This is a genomic window from Pseudomonas entomophila, assembly GCF_013523165.1.
In the GTDB taxonomy this organism is placed as follows: Bacteria; Pseudomonadota; Gammaproteobacteria; order Pseudomonadales; family Pseudomonadaceae; genus Aquipseudomonas; species Aquipseudomonas entomophila_A.
Genome location: NZ_JAAMQI010000022.1, coordinates 16,812 through 32,551 on the forward strand (window position 1 = coordinate 16,812; position 15,740 = coordinate 32,551).

At 65.7% G+C, this 15,740-nt stretch carries 14 protein-coding genes; 11 read left to right on the forward strand and 3 right to left on the reverse strand.

Annotated features, from left to right (window positions below; all coding sequences use genetic code 11):
• Positions 1-10: 10 nt before the first annotated feature.
• Positions 11-1,564, reverse strand: coding sequence for a sensor histidine kinase (locus G7Z99_RS16060; protein ID WP_181095488.1), 1,554 nt, complete (start codon positions 1,562-1,564; stop codon positions 11-13).
• A gap of 231 nt (positions 1,565-1,795) precedes the next feature.
• Positions 1,796-5,368, reverse strand: coding sequence for a ribonuclease E (rne, locus tag G7Z99_RS16065; protein ID WP_181095490.1), 3,573 nt, complete (start codon positions 5,366-5,368; stop codon positions 1,796-1,798).
• 769 nt (positions 5,369-6,137) lie between these two features.
• Here rne and rluC point away from each other — a divergent pair.
• From rluC to G7Z99_RS16080, 3 genes are read left to right on the forward strand one after another with little or no spacing between them, the layout of a single operon-like run.
• Positions 6,138-7,094, forward strand: a complete 957-nt coding sequence (rluC, locus tag G7Z99_RS16070; protein WP_181095492.1) for a 23S rRNA pseudouridine(955/2504/2580) synthase RluC — start codon at positions 6,138-6,140, stop codon at positions 7,092-7,094.
• Positions 7,084-7,764 carry an HAD family hydrolase gene (locus G7Z99_RS16075; RefSeq protein ID WP_181095494.1) on the forward strand — a complete coding sequence of 227 codons (681 nt, stop codon included), beginning with the start codon at positions 7,084-7,086 and terminating at the stop codon, positions 7,762-7,764. Before rluC ends, G7Z99_RS16075 begins: the two co-directional genes overlap by 11 nt.
• A gap of 2 nt (positions 7,765-7,766) precedes the next feature.
• Positions 7,767-8,834 carry a S49 family peptidase gene (locus G7Z99_RS16080; RefSeq protein WP_181095496.1) on the forward strand — a complete coding sequence of 356 codons (1,068 nt, stop codon included), beginning with the start codon at positions 7,767-7,769 and terminating at the stop codon, positions 8,832-8,834.
• A gap of 45 nt (positions 8,835-8,879) precedes the next feature.
• On the opposite strand, the gene G7Z99_RS16085 is transcribed toward G7Z99_RS16080, so the two are convergent.
• A complete protein-coding gene (locus tag G7Z99_RS16085) occupies positions 8,880-9,458 on the reverse strand; it encodes a Maf family protein (protein WP_181095498.1) in 579 nt (192 codons plus the stop codon).
• A 95-nt stretch (positions 9,459-9,553) separates the two neighbouring features.
• On the opposite strand from G7Z99_RS16085, the gene G7Z99_RS16090 reads away from it, so the two are divergent.
• The 8 genes from G7Z99_RS16090 to pabC all read left to right on the forward strand — a co-directional run bounded on the left by G7Z99_RS16090 (position 9,554) and on the right by pabC (position 15,740).
• Positions 9,554-10,081 carry a YceD family protein gene (locus tag G7Z99_RS16090; RefSeq protein ID WP_181095500.1) on the forward strand — a complete coding sequence of 176 codons (528 nt, stop codon included), beginning with the start codon at positions 9,554-9,556 and terminating at the stop codon, positions 10,079-10,081.
• Between the two features lie 12 nt (positions 10,082-10,093).
• Positions 10,094-10,276 (forward strand): 50S ribosomal protein L32, encoded by a 183-nt coding sequence (gene rpmF, locus G7Z99_RS16095; protein WP_060394502.1) that lies wholly within the window; start codon positions 10,094-10,096, stop codon positions 10,274-10,276.
• A 3-nt stretch (positions 10,277-10,279) separates the two neighbouring features.
• On the forward strand, positions 10,280-11,290 hold the full coding sequence (plsX, locus tag G7Z99_RS16100; protein ID WP_181095502.1) for a phosphate acyltransferase PlsX: 1,011 nt from the start codon (positions 10,280-10,282) through the stop codon (positions 11,288-11,290).
• Positions 11,291-11,409: 119 nt separating this feature from the next.
• A complete protein-coding gene (gene fabD, locus G7Z99_RS16105) occupies positions 11,410-12,348 on the forward strand; it encodes an ACP S-malonyltransferase (protein ID WP_181095504.1) in 939 nt (312 codons plus the stop codon).
• Positions 12,349-12,364: 16 nt separating this feature from the next.
• Positions 12,365-13,105, forward strand: coding sequence for a 3-oxoacyl-ACP reductase FabG (gene fabG, locus G7Z99_RS16110; protein ID WP_181095507.1), 741 nt, complete (start codon positions 12,365-12,367; stop codon positions 13,103-13,105).
• Positions 13,106-13,299: 194 nt separating this feature from the next.
• Positions 13,300-13,536: an acyl carrier protein gene (gene acpP, locus G7Z99_RS16115; protein ID WP_181095508.1), complete on the forward strand. Its 237-nt coding sequence runs from the start codon at positions 13,300-13,302 to the stop codon at positions 13,534-13,536.
• A gap of 144 nt (positions 13,537-13,680) precedes the next feature.
• Complete coding sequence (gene fabF / locus G7Z99_RS16120; protein WP_181095510.1) at positions 13,681-14,925, forward strand: beta-ketoacyl-ACP synthase II; 1,245 nt, start codon at positions 13,681-13,683, stop codon at positions 14,923-14,925.
• Positions 14,925-15,740, forward strand: a complete 816-nt coding sequence (gene pabC, locus G7Z99_RS16125; RefSeq protein WP_181095512.1) for an aminodeoxychorismate lyase — start codon at positions 14,925-14,927, stop codon at positions 15,738-15,740. The genes fabF and pabC overlap by 1 nt, the downstream gene beginning before the upstream one ends.

Sequence of the window (15,740 nt, forward strand, 5' to 3'; positions counted from 1 at the left end):
CCGTGCGGGCTCAGAGCTTGAAGCGCACGTGGATCTTGCTGGTCGGCGCCGTTCGGTCGACCGAGATGCCCCGGTCGCCGAACCCGGAGTAGCCCTTGATCAGGCGCATGCCCAGGCCTGTGCCGTTGGGTTTGGGGTAGGCCTCGGGGAAGCCGTCGCCTTCGTCGATGACGATCACCTCGATGGCCTCGGCATCGACCTCCTCGACCCGTACGACGATGTCCCCCTTGCCGTACTTCAAGGCATTGGTCACCAGCTCGCAGATCACCAGGCCCAGGGGCGCCAGGCGCTCGGCCCTGATCGAAGTCGGCTCGATCGACAGCTGGATGTCACGGTCGTCGAACGCCTTGCCGACGTCCTCCATCAAGGCATGCAGGTACTCGCTGACGCTGGCTTCGTGGCAGTTGTCGTCCAGGTAGAGTCGCTCATGCACCGCAGCGATGGCCAGCACCCGATTGGCTGCAGTCTGCAACTGGAGCTTGACCGTTTCTTCGGTCGCCACGTTGGCCTGCAGCAACAGCAAGGTGTTGACCAGTTGCAGGCTGTTCTTGATCCGGTGGTGGATCTCGTGAAGCTGCAGATCGCTCTCGCTGATCCGGGTGGTCTGCGCATCGATCAGCGACATCAGCTGGAGTTCATGGTTACGCCGCTCGGTGACGTCCCGGGAAATCGCGATGATCTTGTCGATGTTCTGGTGCTTGTCGTAGATCGGCGCCGCCGTGACGTCCCACCATTTCGGTTCGCCCTTGGCGGTAGGGCAGAACGACTCGAACCGTACCGATTCACCCATGACCAGGCGCTGCATGGCATTGCGAACGGTCGGCTTGGCGTCTTCCGGCCACAGCTCGACCCAGTTCGAGCCGTTGACCTGCTCGGCATTGTCGAGCTGCATGCGGCATACCCCGGCCTCGTTGAAGAACTCGATGGTGCCGCACGGTGAGAGGATCTTGACGCAATCGGGGCTGGCGTTGAGCACGCTTTCGGAATACGGAAGCGGGTGGGCTTCCTCGTCGCGCATGGCCATGCGTTCGACCGCCATCGCAATGACGTTGGCGATGCCCTCCATGAACACCAGATCGCTTTCGATGAAGTCGGTGTCGTCGCCACTGTCGGCTTCCAGCACGCCGTAGGGGCTGGACGGCCCTCGGATCGGGACGTTGATCGCACGCCGGATCTCATAGCGCTTGAGCAGCGAGGGGGTTCGGAAACGGTTTTCCTGGCCCAGGTGGTTGGAGATCACCGGTCGATCGGTCATGAACGCATAACCTGCCGGGCTGGCCTCGTCGGCACCGATCGTGGCATGGCCGATGTCCTGCGCGTCCCAGCCCACCCCGTGTGAAAGCAGGAAGTGCTCGGCGTCGGGAAGCGGGGTCAGGATCTTGGCATAAGGCGTGCGCATGCCTTCGGCGACCGTGGCACAGGCTTGCGTCAGCAGCGCATCGATGTCCGTGGCATGCAGCGAACCTACGCCGAAGTTGACGACCAGCTCGTGCTGCTTGCGCAGCCGGGCATGGGAGATCTGCAACGCCGCACGAACCGTTTCGTCGGGAGAAGTATCAGGCATGGAGTGTCCAGGGGGGGTAACGAGCTGTTCGAACGGGTCACGCCCGCGACAGGCAAGCGGCGACAGCGCGCAAATGTACACAAGCGCGCGCCTGCGGCATAGCGGTGAGTCAAGAGGCGTTGTCTGTCGTCTTTCGCATCGGACGAGCGGCGTTTGCCAGAACGGCGTCCCGCCCCACGAAAAAGGCCCCGCCAGTGTGCACTGGCGGGGCCTGTTCAGGCTACCGGTACCTTAACCGTGGGGCTTGTGAGCCTCGGTCGAGGCAGGCAGCTCCGAGGCCCGCTCGCCAGGGGCGGCAGAGATGGCCTGGTCGGCAGCAGCCTGGGCGGCAGCCGCAGCTGCTGCCGCGGCGGCTTCGGCTTCACGCTTGCGGCGACGCACTTCACGTGGGTCGTTCGGCGCGCGGCCGTTGGGCAGCATGATGGTCGAAGGCTCGACCGTCGCCAGGTCCGCCGCTACAGGGTCCGCTTCGGCCTTGGGGGCTTCAGGCTGGGCCTCGGGCTTCACTTCGGCGCTCACCGGTTCGCTGGCCGGCGTCTCGACGGCAGGCGCGACGGCCGGGGTGTCGACCTCGGTCGCGGTCTGCTTCTCGATTTCACCGGCTTCGCTTGGCGCTGCCTGGGTCACGGACGTCTCGACCGAAGGCTGCTCGGCAGGGACGTCGACATCGGCGGCGACAGGGGCGGGCGCGGCGTCGGCGTCGGCCTTGGGCTGCACGACATGCACCGGATCGGCTTCGTCCGAGGCCACCGGTGCCGCTGGCTGCGACTCGGTCTCGCCTGTTTCGGCGATGGCTGCGGCGCTCGGCGCTTCGGCCGCTGGCGGCGGGGTCACTTCGACCACCGGCTCCAGGCCTGGCTCGACGCGGGCGGCGGGTGCCTGAACAGGCTGCTCGACCACTGGCGCGACGGTCACTTCGTCGGACGAGGTCACCACGGGGGTGGCGTCGGCGACGGCGTCGGCAGACACGTCCACGGCCGGGGCCTCGACACGCGCGGTCGCACGCTCGGCCTGCTCGTTGGCCTGGGCATGGGCCTCGCTGCTGACGGCGCTGCTGGCCACGGCGGCGGTCACGGCCAGGCCTGCGGCCAGGTCGGCGCTCTGCGGGGAGGGCGTGTGCTGGCGCGGCGACTCGTCACCGGATTCCTCGTCGGTGCCTTCGATCAGCTCGCCGTTGGCATTGCGCTGGCGTTCACGACGATTGCTGCGACGACGCTGGCCGCGCGAACGACGGCGCGGACGCTCCTCGTCGCTGCCATCGTGCGTGTCGTCCTGCTGCGACTCGTCCACAGACAGGGCCTCGGCAGTGGCGTCGGCAGCCTCTTCCTGGACCTGTTCGGCCGCACGTGGCTGACGCTCTTCACGAGGCTGACGCGGCTGGCGCTCTTCGCGAGGGGCAGAGGCCTCCTGCTCAGCGCGTTCTTCCTGCTGTGGACGCTCTTCGCGCGAAGCAGGTGCTGCGTGTTGCGCGTGCTCTTGCGGCTGAGCCTGCACGTCCTGCGCAGCCTCGTCCTCGCGGGCGACACGCTCTTCGCGTGGTGCGCGTTCTTCACGGGGTGCACGCTCTTCACGAGGCGCACGCTCTTCGCGTGGGGCGCGTTCTTCACGAGGTGCGCGCTCCTCGCGGGGTGCACGCTCTTCACGTGGGGCGCGTTCTTCACGCGGTGCACGCTCTTCACGGGCCGGGCGTTCCTCGCGGGCGACGCGCTCCTCACGGGGTTGACGCTCTTCACGTGCTACCGGGGTAGCGTCCAGCGGCTCGCGCAGTTCGCGTACCGGGCGCTCGTCGCGGTTGCCACGACGGTCATCACGCGACGAGCGGTTGTTACGCTCTTCACGCGGTGCACGTTCTTCACGGGGCTGGCGTTCTTCACGTGGCTGACGCTCTTCGCGGGGGGTGCGCTCGTTACGCTCCTCGCGTGGCTTGCGCTCTTCGTCACGGCGACCGTTGCGGTTGCGGGTCTGCTGACGGCCGTTGCGACGCTCCTCGTTGCGCTGGGGGCGCTGCTGTTGCGGCTCGGCAGGTTTCTCGGCCTTGGCGACCGGGGCCGGGGCAGGCTCTTCCTTACCGGCGAACAGGCTGACCAGGGACTTGACCAGGCCCTTGAACAGGCTGGGCTCCGGTGCGCTCTGCGGCTTGGCGACCGGGGCAGGCGCCGGTGCCGGTGCGGCAGGCGCTTCCTCGACGGCGGCTGGGACCGGTGCATCCCCTCGCGGTGGCGCGGTCTTCACGGCGGCTTCCTGGCGAACCAGGGTGCGCGTGGCCGGGGCCTGCGGGGCTTCCTCGACTTCGGTGGCGGCGATTTCGTAGCTGGACTGGCAGGTCAGCACGTCCGGGTTGTCATCGCGCAGGCGCTGCACTTCGAAGTGCGGCGTCTCGAGGTGATCGTTCGGCAGGATGATAATGCGCGCACGGGTACGCAGTTCGATCTTGGTGATCGAGTTGCGCTTCTCGTTGAGCAGGAACGCCGCGACCGGGATCGGCACCTGGGCACGGACTTCGGCGGTGCGGTCCTTGAGGGCTTCTTCCTCGATCAGGCGCAGGATCGCCAGCGACAGCGATTCGACGTCACGGATAATGCCGGTGCCGCTGCAACGCGGGCAGACGATGCCGCTGCTTTCGCCGAGCGAAGGACGCAGGCGCTGACGGGACATCTCCAGCAGGCCGAAGCGCGAGATGCGACCGACCTGCACGCGGGCACGGTCGGCCTCGAGGGCTTCGCGCACGCGCTCTTCGACGGCGCGCTGGTTCTTCGCCGGGGTCATGTCGATGAAGTCGATGACGATCAGGCCGCCGATGTCACGCAGGCGCAGTTGGCGAGCGATCTCTTCGGCTGCTTCGAGGTTGGTCTGCAGGGCGGTCTCTTCGATGTCGCTGCCCTTGGTGGCGCGCGCCGAGTTGATGTCGATGGAGACCAGGGCTTCGGTGGGGTCGATCACGATCGAACCACCGGACGGCAGCTCGACGACGCGCTGGAAGGCGGTCTCGATCTGGCTTTCGATCTGGAAGCGGTTGAACAGCGGGACGCTGTCTTCGTAGAGCTTGACCTTGCTGGCGTACTGCGGCATCACCTGGCGAATGAAGGTGAGGGCTTCTTCCTGGGCATCGATGCTGTCGATCAGCACTTCGCCGATGTCCTGGCGCAGGTAGTCGCGGATGGCGCGGATGATGACGTTGCTTTCCTGGTAGATCAGGAACGGCGCGGAGCGGTCGAGGGAGGCTTCCTTGATCGCGGTCCACAGCTGCAGCAGGTAGTCGAGGTCCCACTGCATCTCTTCGCTGCTGCGGCCCAGGCCGGCGGTGCGAACGATCAGGCCCATGTCGGGCGGGATGGACAGGCCGTTGAGGGCTTCGCGCAGCTCGTTGCGCTCTTCGCCTTCGATGCGGCGGGAGATGCCGCCGGCACGTGGGTTGTTGGGCATCAGCACCAGGTAGCGGCCGGCCAGGCTGATGAACGTGGTCAGGGCTGCGCCCTTGTTGCCGCGTTCTTCCTTCTCGACCTGGACGATGACTTCCTGGCCTTCGCTGAGCACTTCCTTGATGTTGACCCGGCCTTCAGGGGTCTTCTTGAAGTACTCGCGGGAGATTTCCTTGAGCGGCAGGAAGCCGTGGCGTTCGGAGCCGAAGTCGACGAAGGCGGCCTCGAGGCTGGGCTCGATACGGGTGATGCGGCCCTTGTAGATGTTGGCCTTCTTCTGCTCGCGCGCACCGGACTCGATGTCCAGGTCGTAGAGGCGCTGGCCATCCACCAGAGCTACACGCAACTCTTCGGGTTGAGTTGCGTTAATCAGCATTCTTTTCATGTAGTACCGTCGGTTTCCGGGCTGCCGGAAACGGCGTTCGGCACACACGACTTCTCATGGTCGGTGCCAAGGTGCGCAAGCAGTGGCGGGCCACTGCTCTTGTCCAGCGACGTACGGTACCGACCGGTTGCCCGGTGCGGCCGAGGTCGCGACGACGCGTCCTGTTTGCTGCGGTGCCTACTGCACTCAGTCAGGAGGAGGAATCAGCTTTCGGCCGTGGATGCCCGCGGGCATCTGCATCGAGACCAGGTTCACCCGCCAGGCCTTGCAATGGCCAGGAGAGGCGGACACCGTGCTACACGGTCCGAGGAGCTGTGCATCTCCACCCTGCACATGTCCCTGAAAATTCGGGTGCTGCCGCGCGCTGAATCCGCAACGGGTTGCATGGTTCGCCCGCGTCGATGGGAGCGCGGACGGATTCGTGTCCGAGGCAGGTATTTCCGAAGCGTTCGCCGTGCGCTGCGTGGAAGCGCCAGGCTGGCAGAGGGACTGAAAGCAACGGGGAAGGAGGTGAAACACCGCACTTGTCGTTTTTTTTCGGGCTTCTCTACGCGGCGCTGGTGGCGATTCCAGGCAATTCGTTAAACTGGCAAAGCTCCGTCGGACGGCCTCGCGTCCTCGAGAATTGCGTCGATCAGGGGCGGGCGAGCTGTCGCTTTTCATCACGTGCCGCACCAATTGCCGCTGACCTGCCACTTTTGGCGGCACTCGCGACTATAACAGCAATGATTAAGTGCTTCAATTCCATAAAAATTGTATGATTCGGGCCATGACGACCAATACTTCCCCGACCTCCGGCGTTCAGCTGATCGAGGTCCCGCCTGAGCTTGCCGGCCAGCGCATCGACAATTTCCTCATCACCGCGCTCAAGGGTGTGCCCAAGACGCTGGTCTACCGCATCGTGCGCAAGGGCGAGGTGCGGGTCAACAAAGGCCGCATCAAGCCCGAGTACAAGTTGCAGGCCGGCGACATCGTGCGCGTGCCGCCGGTGCGCCTGCCCGAGCGCGACGAGCCTGCGCCCGTCGCCCAGGGCTTGCTGCAGCGCCTGGAGGCGGCCATCGTCCACGAGGACAAGGCGCTGATCGTGCTCAACAAGCCGGCCGGCATCGCGGTGCACGGTGGCAGTGGCTTGAGCTTCGGCGTGATCGAGGCGCTGCGCCAGTTGCGTCCGGACGCCAAGGAGCTGGAGCTGGTGCATCGCCTGGACCGCGACACGTCCGGGCTGCTGATGATCGCCAAGAAGCGCAGCATGCTGCGCCACCTGCACGCCGCCCTGCGGGGCGATGGCGTCGACAAGCGCTACATGGCGCTGGTGCGTGGCCACTGGCCCACGTCGAAGAAGCAGGTCAACGCGCCCTTGCAGAAGAGCAACCTGCGCTCCGGCGAGCGCATGGTCGAGGTCAACGACGAGGGCAAGGAGGCGCTGACGCTGTTCCGTGTCCTGCGCCGTTTCGGCGAGTTCGCCACCCTGATCGAGGCGCGGCCGGTGACCGGGCGTACCCACCAGATTCGCGTGCACACGCTGCATGCCGGGCACTGCATCGCCGGTGACAGCAAGTACGGCGACGAGGACTTCACCCGCGAGATCCGCGAGCTGGGTGGCAAGCGGTTGTTCCTGCATGCCTACGCCCTGACCGTGCCGCTGCCCGATGGCGGCGAACTCAAGCTCGAGGCGCCGGTGGACGAGACGTGGGCCAGTGCCGTGGAGCGTCTCGGTGCGGCCTGACTACGACCTGCTGATCTTCGACTGGGATGGGACGCTGGCCGACTCCATCGGCCGTATCGTCACGGCCATGAACACGGCCGCCGAGCGTTTCGGCGAAGCGCCGCGCAGCGAGCAGGCGGTCAAGGGCATCATCGGCCTGGCGCTGGACGAGGCGATCCTGACCCTCTACCCGCACCTGTCGCCTGAGCAGGTCATCGTCTTCCGTCAGCACTACGCCGACGTCTACGTCGACCTGGATCAGGCCCCGTCGCCGTTGTTCGAGGGCGTGGTCGAGACCCTTCAAGCCTTGCGTGCCGACGGCTACCGGCTGGCCGTGGCGACCGGCAAGGCGCGCCGCGGACTCGATCGCGTGCTGCGGGCCAATGGTTGGGAAGACTACTTCGAAATTACCCGTGCGGCCGATGAAACCCGCGGCAAGCCTCACCCTCTGATGCTCGAGCAGATCCTCGCGCACTGTGGCGTGACGGCCGAGCGCGCGCTGATGATCGGCGACTCGACCTTCGACTTGCTGATGGCCCGCAACGCGGGCATGCATTCGGTGGCGGTGGGCTACGGCGCGATGCCGCTTCAGGCACTGAGCGAATTCGGGCCGCAGGTCTGCATCGAGCACTTCAGCCAGCTGCGCACGTGGCTGACGACGACCCAGCGGTTTTCAATTCAGGGTGAATGAGCATGGTGGACGAATGGAAGGCACCGGGCCGACGTGAGCCGGAGGCGCCCAGGGAGGCCGCTTCCGAGGCGCAAGAGGAAGTCTGGATCGAGGTGAAGGGCAAGGACCAGCTGCGCGAGGAGCGCGAGGACCGGCGCAGCTGGAGGCTGCTGGAAGACACCCTGCAGGCCGGTATTCGCGAGCAGCGCCGCTCCCGTCGCTGGGGCATCTTCTTCAAGCTGCTGACCTTCGCCTACCTGTTCGGGCTGCTGGCGCTGTTCTGGCCGCACATGAGCTTCGACGGCGCCACCGCGAGCGGCGGCCGGCATACGGCCGTGGTGGACGTGCGCGGCGTGATCGCCGACAAGACCCTGGCCAGCGCCGACAACCTCGTCGGCAGCCTGAGAGCGGCGTTCAAGGACAGCGGCACCCAGGCAGTGGTACTGCGCATCAACAGTCCGGGCGGCAGTCCGGTGCAGTCGGGGTACGTCTATGACGAGATTCGTCGGCTGCGCGCCGAGTACCCGGCCATCAAGCTGTACGCGGTGATCACCGACCTGGGCGCTTCCGGGGCGTACTACATCGCCAGCGCCGCGGACGAGATCTACGCCGACAAGGCCAGCCTGGTCGGCTCGATCGGGGTGACGGCGGCCGGTTACGGATTCGTCGGCGCCATGGAAAAGCTCGGCATCGAGCGGCGCACGTACACGGCCGGCGAGCACAAGGCCTTTCTCGATCCGTTCTCCCCGCAAAAGCCTGAAGAGACCGCGTTCTGGCAGGGTGTACTGAACACCACGCACCAGCAGTTCATCGCCAGCGTGAAGGCCGGCCGGGGCGAGCGCCTCAAGGACAAGGAGCATCCCGAGCTGTTCAGTGGATTGATCTGGACCGGCGAGCAGGCCAAGGCGCTGGGTCTGGTGGATGGTCTGGGCAGCGTCAGCTACGTGGCGCGTGAAGTGGTCGGGGCAGAGAAGCTGGTCGATTTCACCGTCAAGGAGTCGCCTCTGGAATTGGTCTCCAAGGGTCTGGGCGCGAGCCTGGCCGAGCACCTGGCGCTGTGGATGGGCTTTGCAGGCCCTTCGTTGCGCTGATCCAGGCGCTCGGCATGGCAGCCTCGGGCTGTCATGCTCACCCGCTCAAGGCACGCTGATGCCTTCTTCGGCCAGCATCTGCACCAGACGGATCAGCGGCAGGCCGATCAAGCTGGTCGCGTCGCTGCCCTGGGTCTCGCGGAACAGGCTCACGCCCAGCCCTTCGGCCTTGAAGCTGCCGGCGCAGTCGTAGGGCTGCTCGGCCTGCAGGTAGCGCTCGACCTGGGCGCTGTCCAGGTCGCGCAGGATGACCGTGAACGGCACGCAGTCGACCTGGCAGTGCCCCGTGGCGCTGTTGAGCAGCGCCACGCCGGTCAGGAAGGTGACGGCACGGCCACTGGCATCCAGCAGTTGCTCGTGCGCCCGTTCGAAGGTGTGCGGCTTGCCGAGGATCCGCTCGTCCAGGACGGCGACCTGGTCGGAGCCGATGATCAGGTGGGCAGGGTGCGTGGCCGTCAGGGCGCGGGCCTTCGCTTCGGCCAGGCGACGCACCAGGGCCTCGCCGGGTTCGGCGGCCCGCCGTGCTTCGTCGATGTCCGGGCTGGCCCAGTCGAAAGGCAGGCGCAGGCGTTGCAGCAGGTCGCGGCGATAGGTCGAGCTCGAGGCCAGTAACAGGGGAAGCATGGCGGACTCCTGGTCAGATCGAGCGAGTCTAACATGCGTGGGTCGACCGAATTTCCTTTGACAGGTGCCGGGGGCATCCCTAGAATGCTGCGCCTATGTTGAATGACCCGATTCCATCTCACGTTGACCCGCGCAAATTGGCTGATCGCGGCGTAACCCTCAAGGGTTCGCTGGCGCTTGCCGATTTGGAAAGACTCTGCGACCCGCTGTCCGACACTGTCGGTACGGTGCAGGCACAATTCGATTTTGAGCGAGACGAGCAAGGCGCTGTGGTCTTCCACAGCGCGCTGGACGTCGAGGTCAAGATGGTCTGCCAGCGTTGTCTTGAACTGGTCACCCTGCCGATCCACAGCGAATGTACGTACGCCGTGGTGAAGGAGGGTGCGAACACCCAGTCGTTGCCGAAAGGCTATGACGTGCTGGAACTGGGCGAGGATCCTTTGGATCTGCAGGCGCTGGTCGAGGAGGAGCTGTTGCTCGCCCTGCCCATCGTGCCTGCTCATCATCCGGAAGAATGCCAGCAGCCGGCGGGTGTCAACGAGCCCGAGCCGAGCGAGGACGAGGTATCGCGGTCCAACCCGTTCAGTGTTTTGGCGCAGTTAAAGCGTGACCCAAACGTTTAGGAGTTAATCAGTATGGCTGTTCAGCAGAACAAAAAATCCCGCTCTGCCCGCGACATGCGCCGTTCCCACGACGCCCTGTCGGAAAACGCACTGTCGGTCGACAAGAGCACCGGTGACGTTCACCTGCGCCACCACGTTTCGCCAGAAGGCGTTTACCGTGGCCGCAAAGTGATCGACAAGGGCGCTGACGAGTAAATCTTGTCTGCCCGGATCATCGCGATCGACGCAATGGGCGGGGACTTCGGTCCCCGTCGCATTGTCCAGGCGAGTCTCGCCTGCCTGCGCTCCACCCCCTCGCTTCACCTGACCCTGGTGGGTCACGCTTCCCTTCTCGAAGAGCTCGTCGGCAACCAACTGGCTGCGGACCGCGCACGCCTGCGCATCGTCGCGGCCAGTGAAGTGATCGGCATGGACGAGCGGCCTTCGCAAGCCCTGCGCGGCAAGCCCGACGCCTCCATGCGCGTGGCGCTGCAGCTGGTGCGCGATGGCAAGGCCCAGGCCTGCGTCAGTGCAGGCAATACCGGGGCGCTGATGGCGTTGTCGCGGCAGGTGCTCAGAACCTTGCCGGGCATCGACCGCCCTGCCATGGTCGCCGCGATCCCAACCCAGGCCGGTTGCTGCCAGCTGCTGGACCTGGGGGCCAACGTCGATTGCAGTGCCGAGCACCTGTATCAGTTCGCCGTCATGGGGTCGGAGGCGGCCCGTGCGTTGGGCATCGCCCGCCCGCGGGTGGCGCTGCTGAACGTGGGCACCGAGGACATCAAGGGCAACCAGCAGGTCAAGCAGGCCGCAGCGTTGCTCCAGGAGGCGCCCGGCCTGAACTACGTCGGCTTCATCGAGGGGGACGGGGTCTACCGAGGCGAGGCGGACGTCGTGGTCTGTGACGGGTTCGTCGGCAACGTCCTGCTCAAGTCCAGCGAAGGGCTGGCTACCTTGATCGGCACGCGGATCCAGTCGCTGTTCCGCACGAGCGCGCTGGCCCGGGTCGCCGGTTTCGTCGCCATGCCCTGGCTGCGTCGCCTGCACATGGAGCTGGCGCCGGCCCGCCACAATGGCGCGAGCCTGCTGGGGCTGCAGGGCATCGTCGTCAAGAGTCACGGTTCGGCCAGTGCCGAAGCGTTTCAGAGTGCGATCCACCGTGCACTCATCGAGATCCAGGAGGATCTGCCACGACGCCTGCAAGGGCGGCTGGGGGATCTGCTGCGCTAGACACGCGTTCATCACGGAGAATGTGACCACGTGGTCGCGTTCACCATCCAAGTTTCATCATCGTGCGTACCCGGCTGCATCGGGTACGCGTTTCGACAAGACCACAAGGGTTCGTTTCCATGTCCGCATCCCTCGCATTCGTCTTTCCAGGTCAAGGCTCCCAGTCGCTGGGCATGCTGGCCGAGCTCGCCGACCAGCACCCGCTGATCCTCGAGACCTTCAAGGAAGCTTCCGAGGCTCTGGGTTATGACCTCTGGCACCTGGTCCAGCAGGGCCCGGAAGAGCAGCTCAACCAGACCGACAAGACCCAGCCCGCCATCCTGACCGCCTCGATCGCCCTGTGGCGTCTGTGGCTGGCCGAAGGGGGCGTGCGTCCGGCCTATGTGTCGGGTCACAGCCTGGGCGAGTACAGCGCACTGGTCGCCGCGGGCAGCCTGTCGCTGCAGGACGCCGTCAAGCTGGTCGAGCGCCGTGGACAGTTGATGCAGCAGGCCGTGCCTGCAGGCCACGGCGCCATGGCCGCGATCCTCGGCCTGAGCGATGAGCAGGTGCTGGACGTCTGCGCCGAGGCGGCCGAAGACGAGGTGGTCAGCGCCGTCAACTTCAACTCGCCAGGCCAGGTCGTGATCGCAGGCAACAAGGCCGCCGTCGACCGTGCCATCGAGCTGTGCAAGGCCAAGGGCGCCAAGCGTGCATTGCCGCTGGCCGTCAGCGTGCCTTCGCACTGCGCCTTGATGAAGCCTGCCGCCGAGCGTTTCGCCGAGTCCGTCAATGCCATCGACTGGGCTGCACCGCAGGTGCCGGTGGTCCAGAACGTCAGGGCCGCCGTGGCGGCCGACGTCGATACCCTCAAGCAAGACCTGCTTGCCCAGCTCTACCAGCCCGTGCGCTGGGTGGAGTGTGTGCAGGCACTGGCCGCGCACGGCGCGGTCGATCTGGTGGAGTGCGGTCCGGGCAAGGTCCTGGCCGGGCTGAACAAGCGCTGCGCCGATGGCGTGACCACCTACAACCTCAACACCCCTGACGCCTTCGCCGCCACCCGTGCGGCGCTGGCCTGAATTCGGAGAAACCTGCATGAGCCTGCAAGGCAAAGTTGCACTGGTCACTGGCGCCAGCCGTGGCATCGGTCAGGCAATCGCCCTTGAGCTGGGTCGCCTTGGCGCCACCGTCATCGGCACTGCCACCACGGCCTCCGGCGCCGAGCGTATCGCGGCGACCTTCAAGGAGCACGGCATTACCGGCACCGGCCTGGCCCTGGACGTCACGTCCAGCGAGTCGGTCGACGCCACGCTGAGCACCATCCAGGAGCAGTTCGGCGCGCCGGCGATTCTGGTCAACAATGCCGGCATCACCCGCGACAACCTCATGCTGCGCATGAAGGACGACGAGTGGTTCGACGTGATCGACACCAACCTCAACAGCCTCTACCGTCTGTCCAAGGGCGTCCTGCGCGGCATGACCAAGGCACGCTGGGGCCGTATCATCAGCATCGGTTCGGTGGTCGGCGCCATGGGCAACGTCGGGCAGGCCAACTACGCTGCCGCCAAGGCGGGCCTGGAAGGCTTCAGCCGTGCGCTGGCACGTGAAGTCGGCTCGCGTGGTATCACCGTCAACGCGGTGACCCCGGGCTTCATCGACACCGACATGACCCGTGAGCTGCCCCAGGCGCAGCACGAAGGTCTGCTGAGCCAGATTCCGCTGGGCCGTCTGGGCCAGGCCGAAGAGATCGCCAAGGTGGTCGGCTTCCTGGCCTCGGAGGGTGCGGCCTACGTCACTGGCGCTACCGTGCCGGTCAACGGCGGGATGTACATGTAAGGCGTGAACCAATCAGGCGAATCCTTTCGAAAAAACCATACTTGGTCTCGAAAATCCGCTATAACGCTGCAACCAGATTCCAGGCGCAGGACACGGTCCAGGTCGGGAGGATGCGAACCGCTTGAAAAGCGGGCGTCTTTCTATAAACTTGGTCGCCGGCCAGCTGCCTGACATATGTCCACTAGGAGTGAAACATGAGCACCATCGAAGAACGCGTCAAAAAAATCGTCGCCGAACAACTGGGCGTCAAAGAAGACGAAGTCTCCCCTGAGAAATCCTTCGTCGAAGACCTGGGCGCCGACTCGCTTGACACTGTAGAGCTGGTGATGGCTCTGGAAGAGGAATTCGAGACCGAAATCCCTGACGAAGAAGCCGAGAAGATCACTACCGTACAAGCTGCCATCGACTACGTTAAAAACCACCAGGCCTAATCGCCTGTAGTCGTCGCTTCTTGTCGGAAAAACCGCACTGCCTTCGTAGGCGTGCGGTTTTTTCTTTGAAGGAACCGAGGATCGTCGCCGACCCTGTCACACGGGGCGCGTGACGGAATCTGTCAATAAAATAAGGAGAGTACTGTGTCGCGTAGACGCGTCGTGGTCACCGGTATGGGCATGCTGTCACCGTTGGGTACGGATGTACCGAGCACCTGGCAGGGCATTCTGGCTGGCCGCAGTGGCATTGGTCCGATCGAGCACACGGACCTGTCTGCCTACTCCACCCGTTTTGGCGGCTCGGTGAAAGGGTTCGACGTCGAGCAGTACCTGTCGGCCAAAGAGGCCCGCAAGCTCGACCTGTTCATCCAGTACGGCCTGGCCGCAGGGTTCCAGGCGATCCGCAATGCCGGCCTCGAGGTCAACGATGCGAATCGCGAGCGCATTGGCGTCGCCATGGGTTCGGGCATTGGCGGTCTGACCAACATCCAGGAAACCAGCAAGACCTTGCATGATCAAGGCCCTCGGCGCATTTCGCCGTTCTTCGTGCCTGGCTCGATCATCAACATGATTTCCGGCTTCCTGTCCATCCACCTGGGCTTGCAGGGGCCGAACTACGCGGTGTCCACCGCGTGCACCACGGGCACCCATTGCATCGGCATGGCCGCGCGCAACATCGCCTACGGTGAAGCCGACGTCATGATCGCCGGGGGCGCCGAAATGGCGGCCTGTGGCCTGGGCATGGGCGGCTTCGGCGCATCCCGCGCCTTGTCCACGCGCAATGACGAACCCACGCGCGCCAGTCGCCCGTGGGACAAGGGGCGCGATGGTTTCGTGCTGTCCGACGGTGCTGGCGCGCTGGTGCTCGAAGAGCTCGAGCATGCCAAGGCCCGTGGGGCGGTCATCCACGCCGAGCTGGTGGGCTTCGGCATGAGTGGCGATGCCTACCACATGACCTCGCCACCCGAAGATGGCGCCGGTGCGGCGCGCTGCATGACCAACGCACTGCGCGACGCCGGGCTTGCGCCGGAGCAGGTGAGCTACATCAACGCCCACGGCACCTCGACGCCAGCGGGCGACCTGGCCGAAGTGGCGGCCATCAAGCAGGTCTTCGGTGAGCATGCGTACAACGTGGCGATCAGCTCCACCAAGTCCATGACCGGTCATCTGCTGGGCGCCGCCGGTGCCGTCGAGGCGATCTTCAGCGTGCTGGCGATCAACAGCCAGATCGCGCCGCCGACCATCAACCTGGACGAGCCGGACGAGGGCTGCGACCTCGACTTCGTGCCGCACCAGGCGCGCAGCATGCCCATCGAGGTGGTGTTGTCGAACTCCTTCGGTTTCGGCGGTACCAACGGGTCGTTGGTGTTCCGTCGGTTCGTGGACTGATGCAGCACTGGCTGGACGGTCAACCGGCGAACGCCATCGACCTGCACAACCGCGGGCTGGCGTACGGCGACGGGGTGTTCGAAACCATCGCCGTGCGTCAGGGCCGTCCCAGCCTGCTGGGCCTGCACCTCGAGCGTCTGGCGCTCGGGTGCAGCCGCCTGGCGATCCCCCTCGACCTGCCGCAGGTGCGTGACGAGCTGCTGCGCTTCGCCCGAACGCTGGGTGACGGCGTGGCCAAGCTGGTCGTGACCCGTGGCGATGGGCTTCGCGGTTATGCGTCGGCGCCCGACGTACCCGCCCGCCGGGTGCTGCTGGCCGGCCCGGCGCCGGCCTATCCGGCTCGGCATGCCGAACAGGGCATCACGCTTTTTCCGTGCCAGACGCGTCTCGCCGAACAGCCGCGCCTGGCCGGCCTCAAACACCTCAACCGCCTTGAGCAGGTCCTGGCCCGTGCCGAGTGGCAGGGGAGTGATCCGGCCGAAGGCCTGATGCGCGACACCAGCGGCCGTCTGATCGAAGGGGTCTACAGCAACCTGTTCCTGGTGCACGACGGTGGCCTGCTGACGGCCGACCTGAGCCGCTGCGGTGTGGCTGGCGTCATGCGCGCGGCCCTGATCGAGGCGGCCCGCGCCGAGGGCCTGGCCGTCAGCGTCACCGACCTGGCAATGGCGGACCTCGCCCAGGCCGACGAAGTTTTTCTCTGCAACAGCCTGTACGGCGTCTGGCCCGTGGTGCGTCACGCCGAGCTGAGCTGGTCGCCGGGGCCGGTGACCCGTAAACTGCAGGCCCTTGCCCAGACGTTATTGGATGCCTGA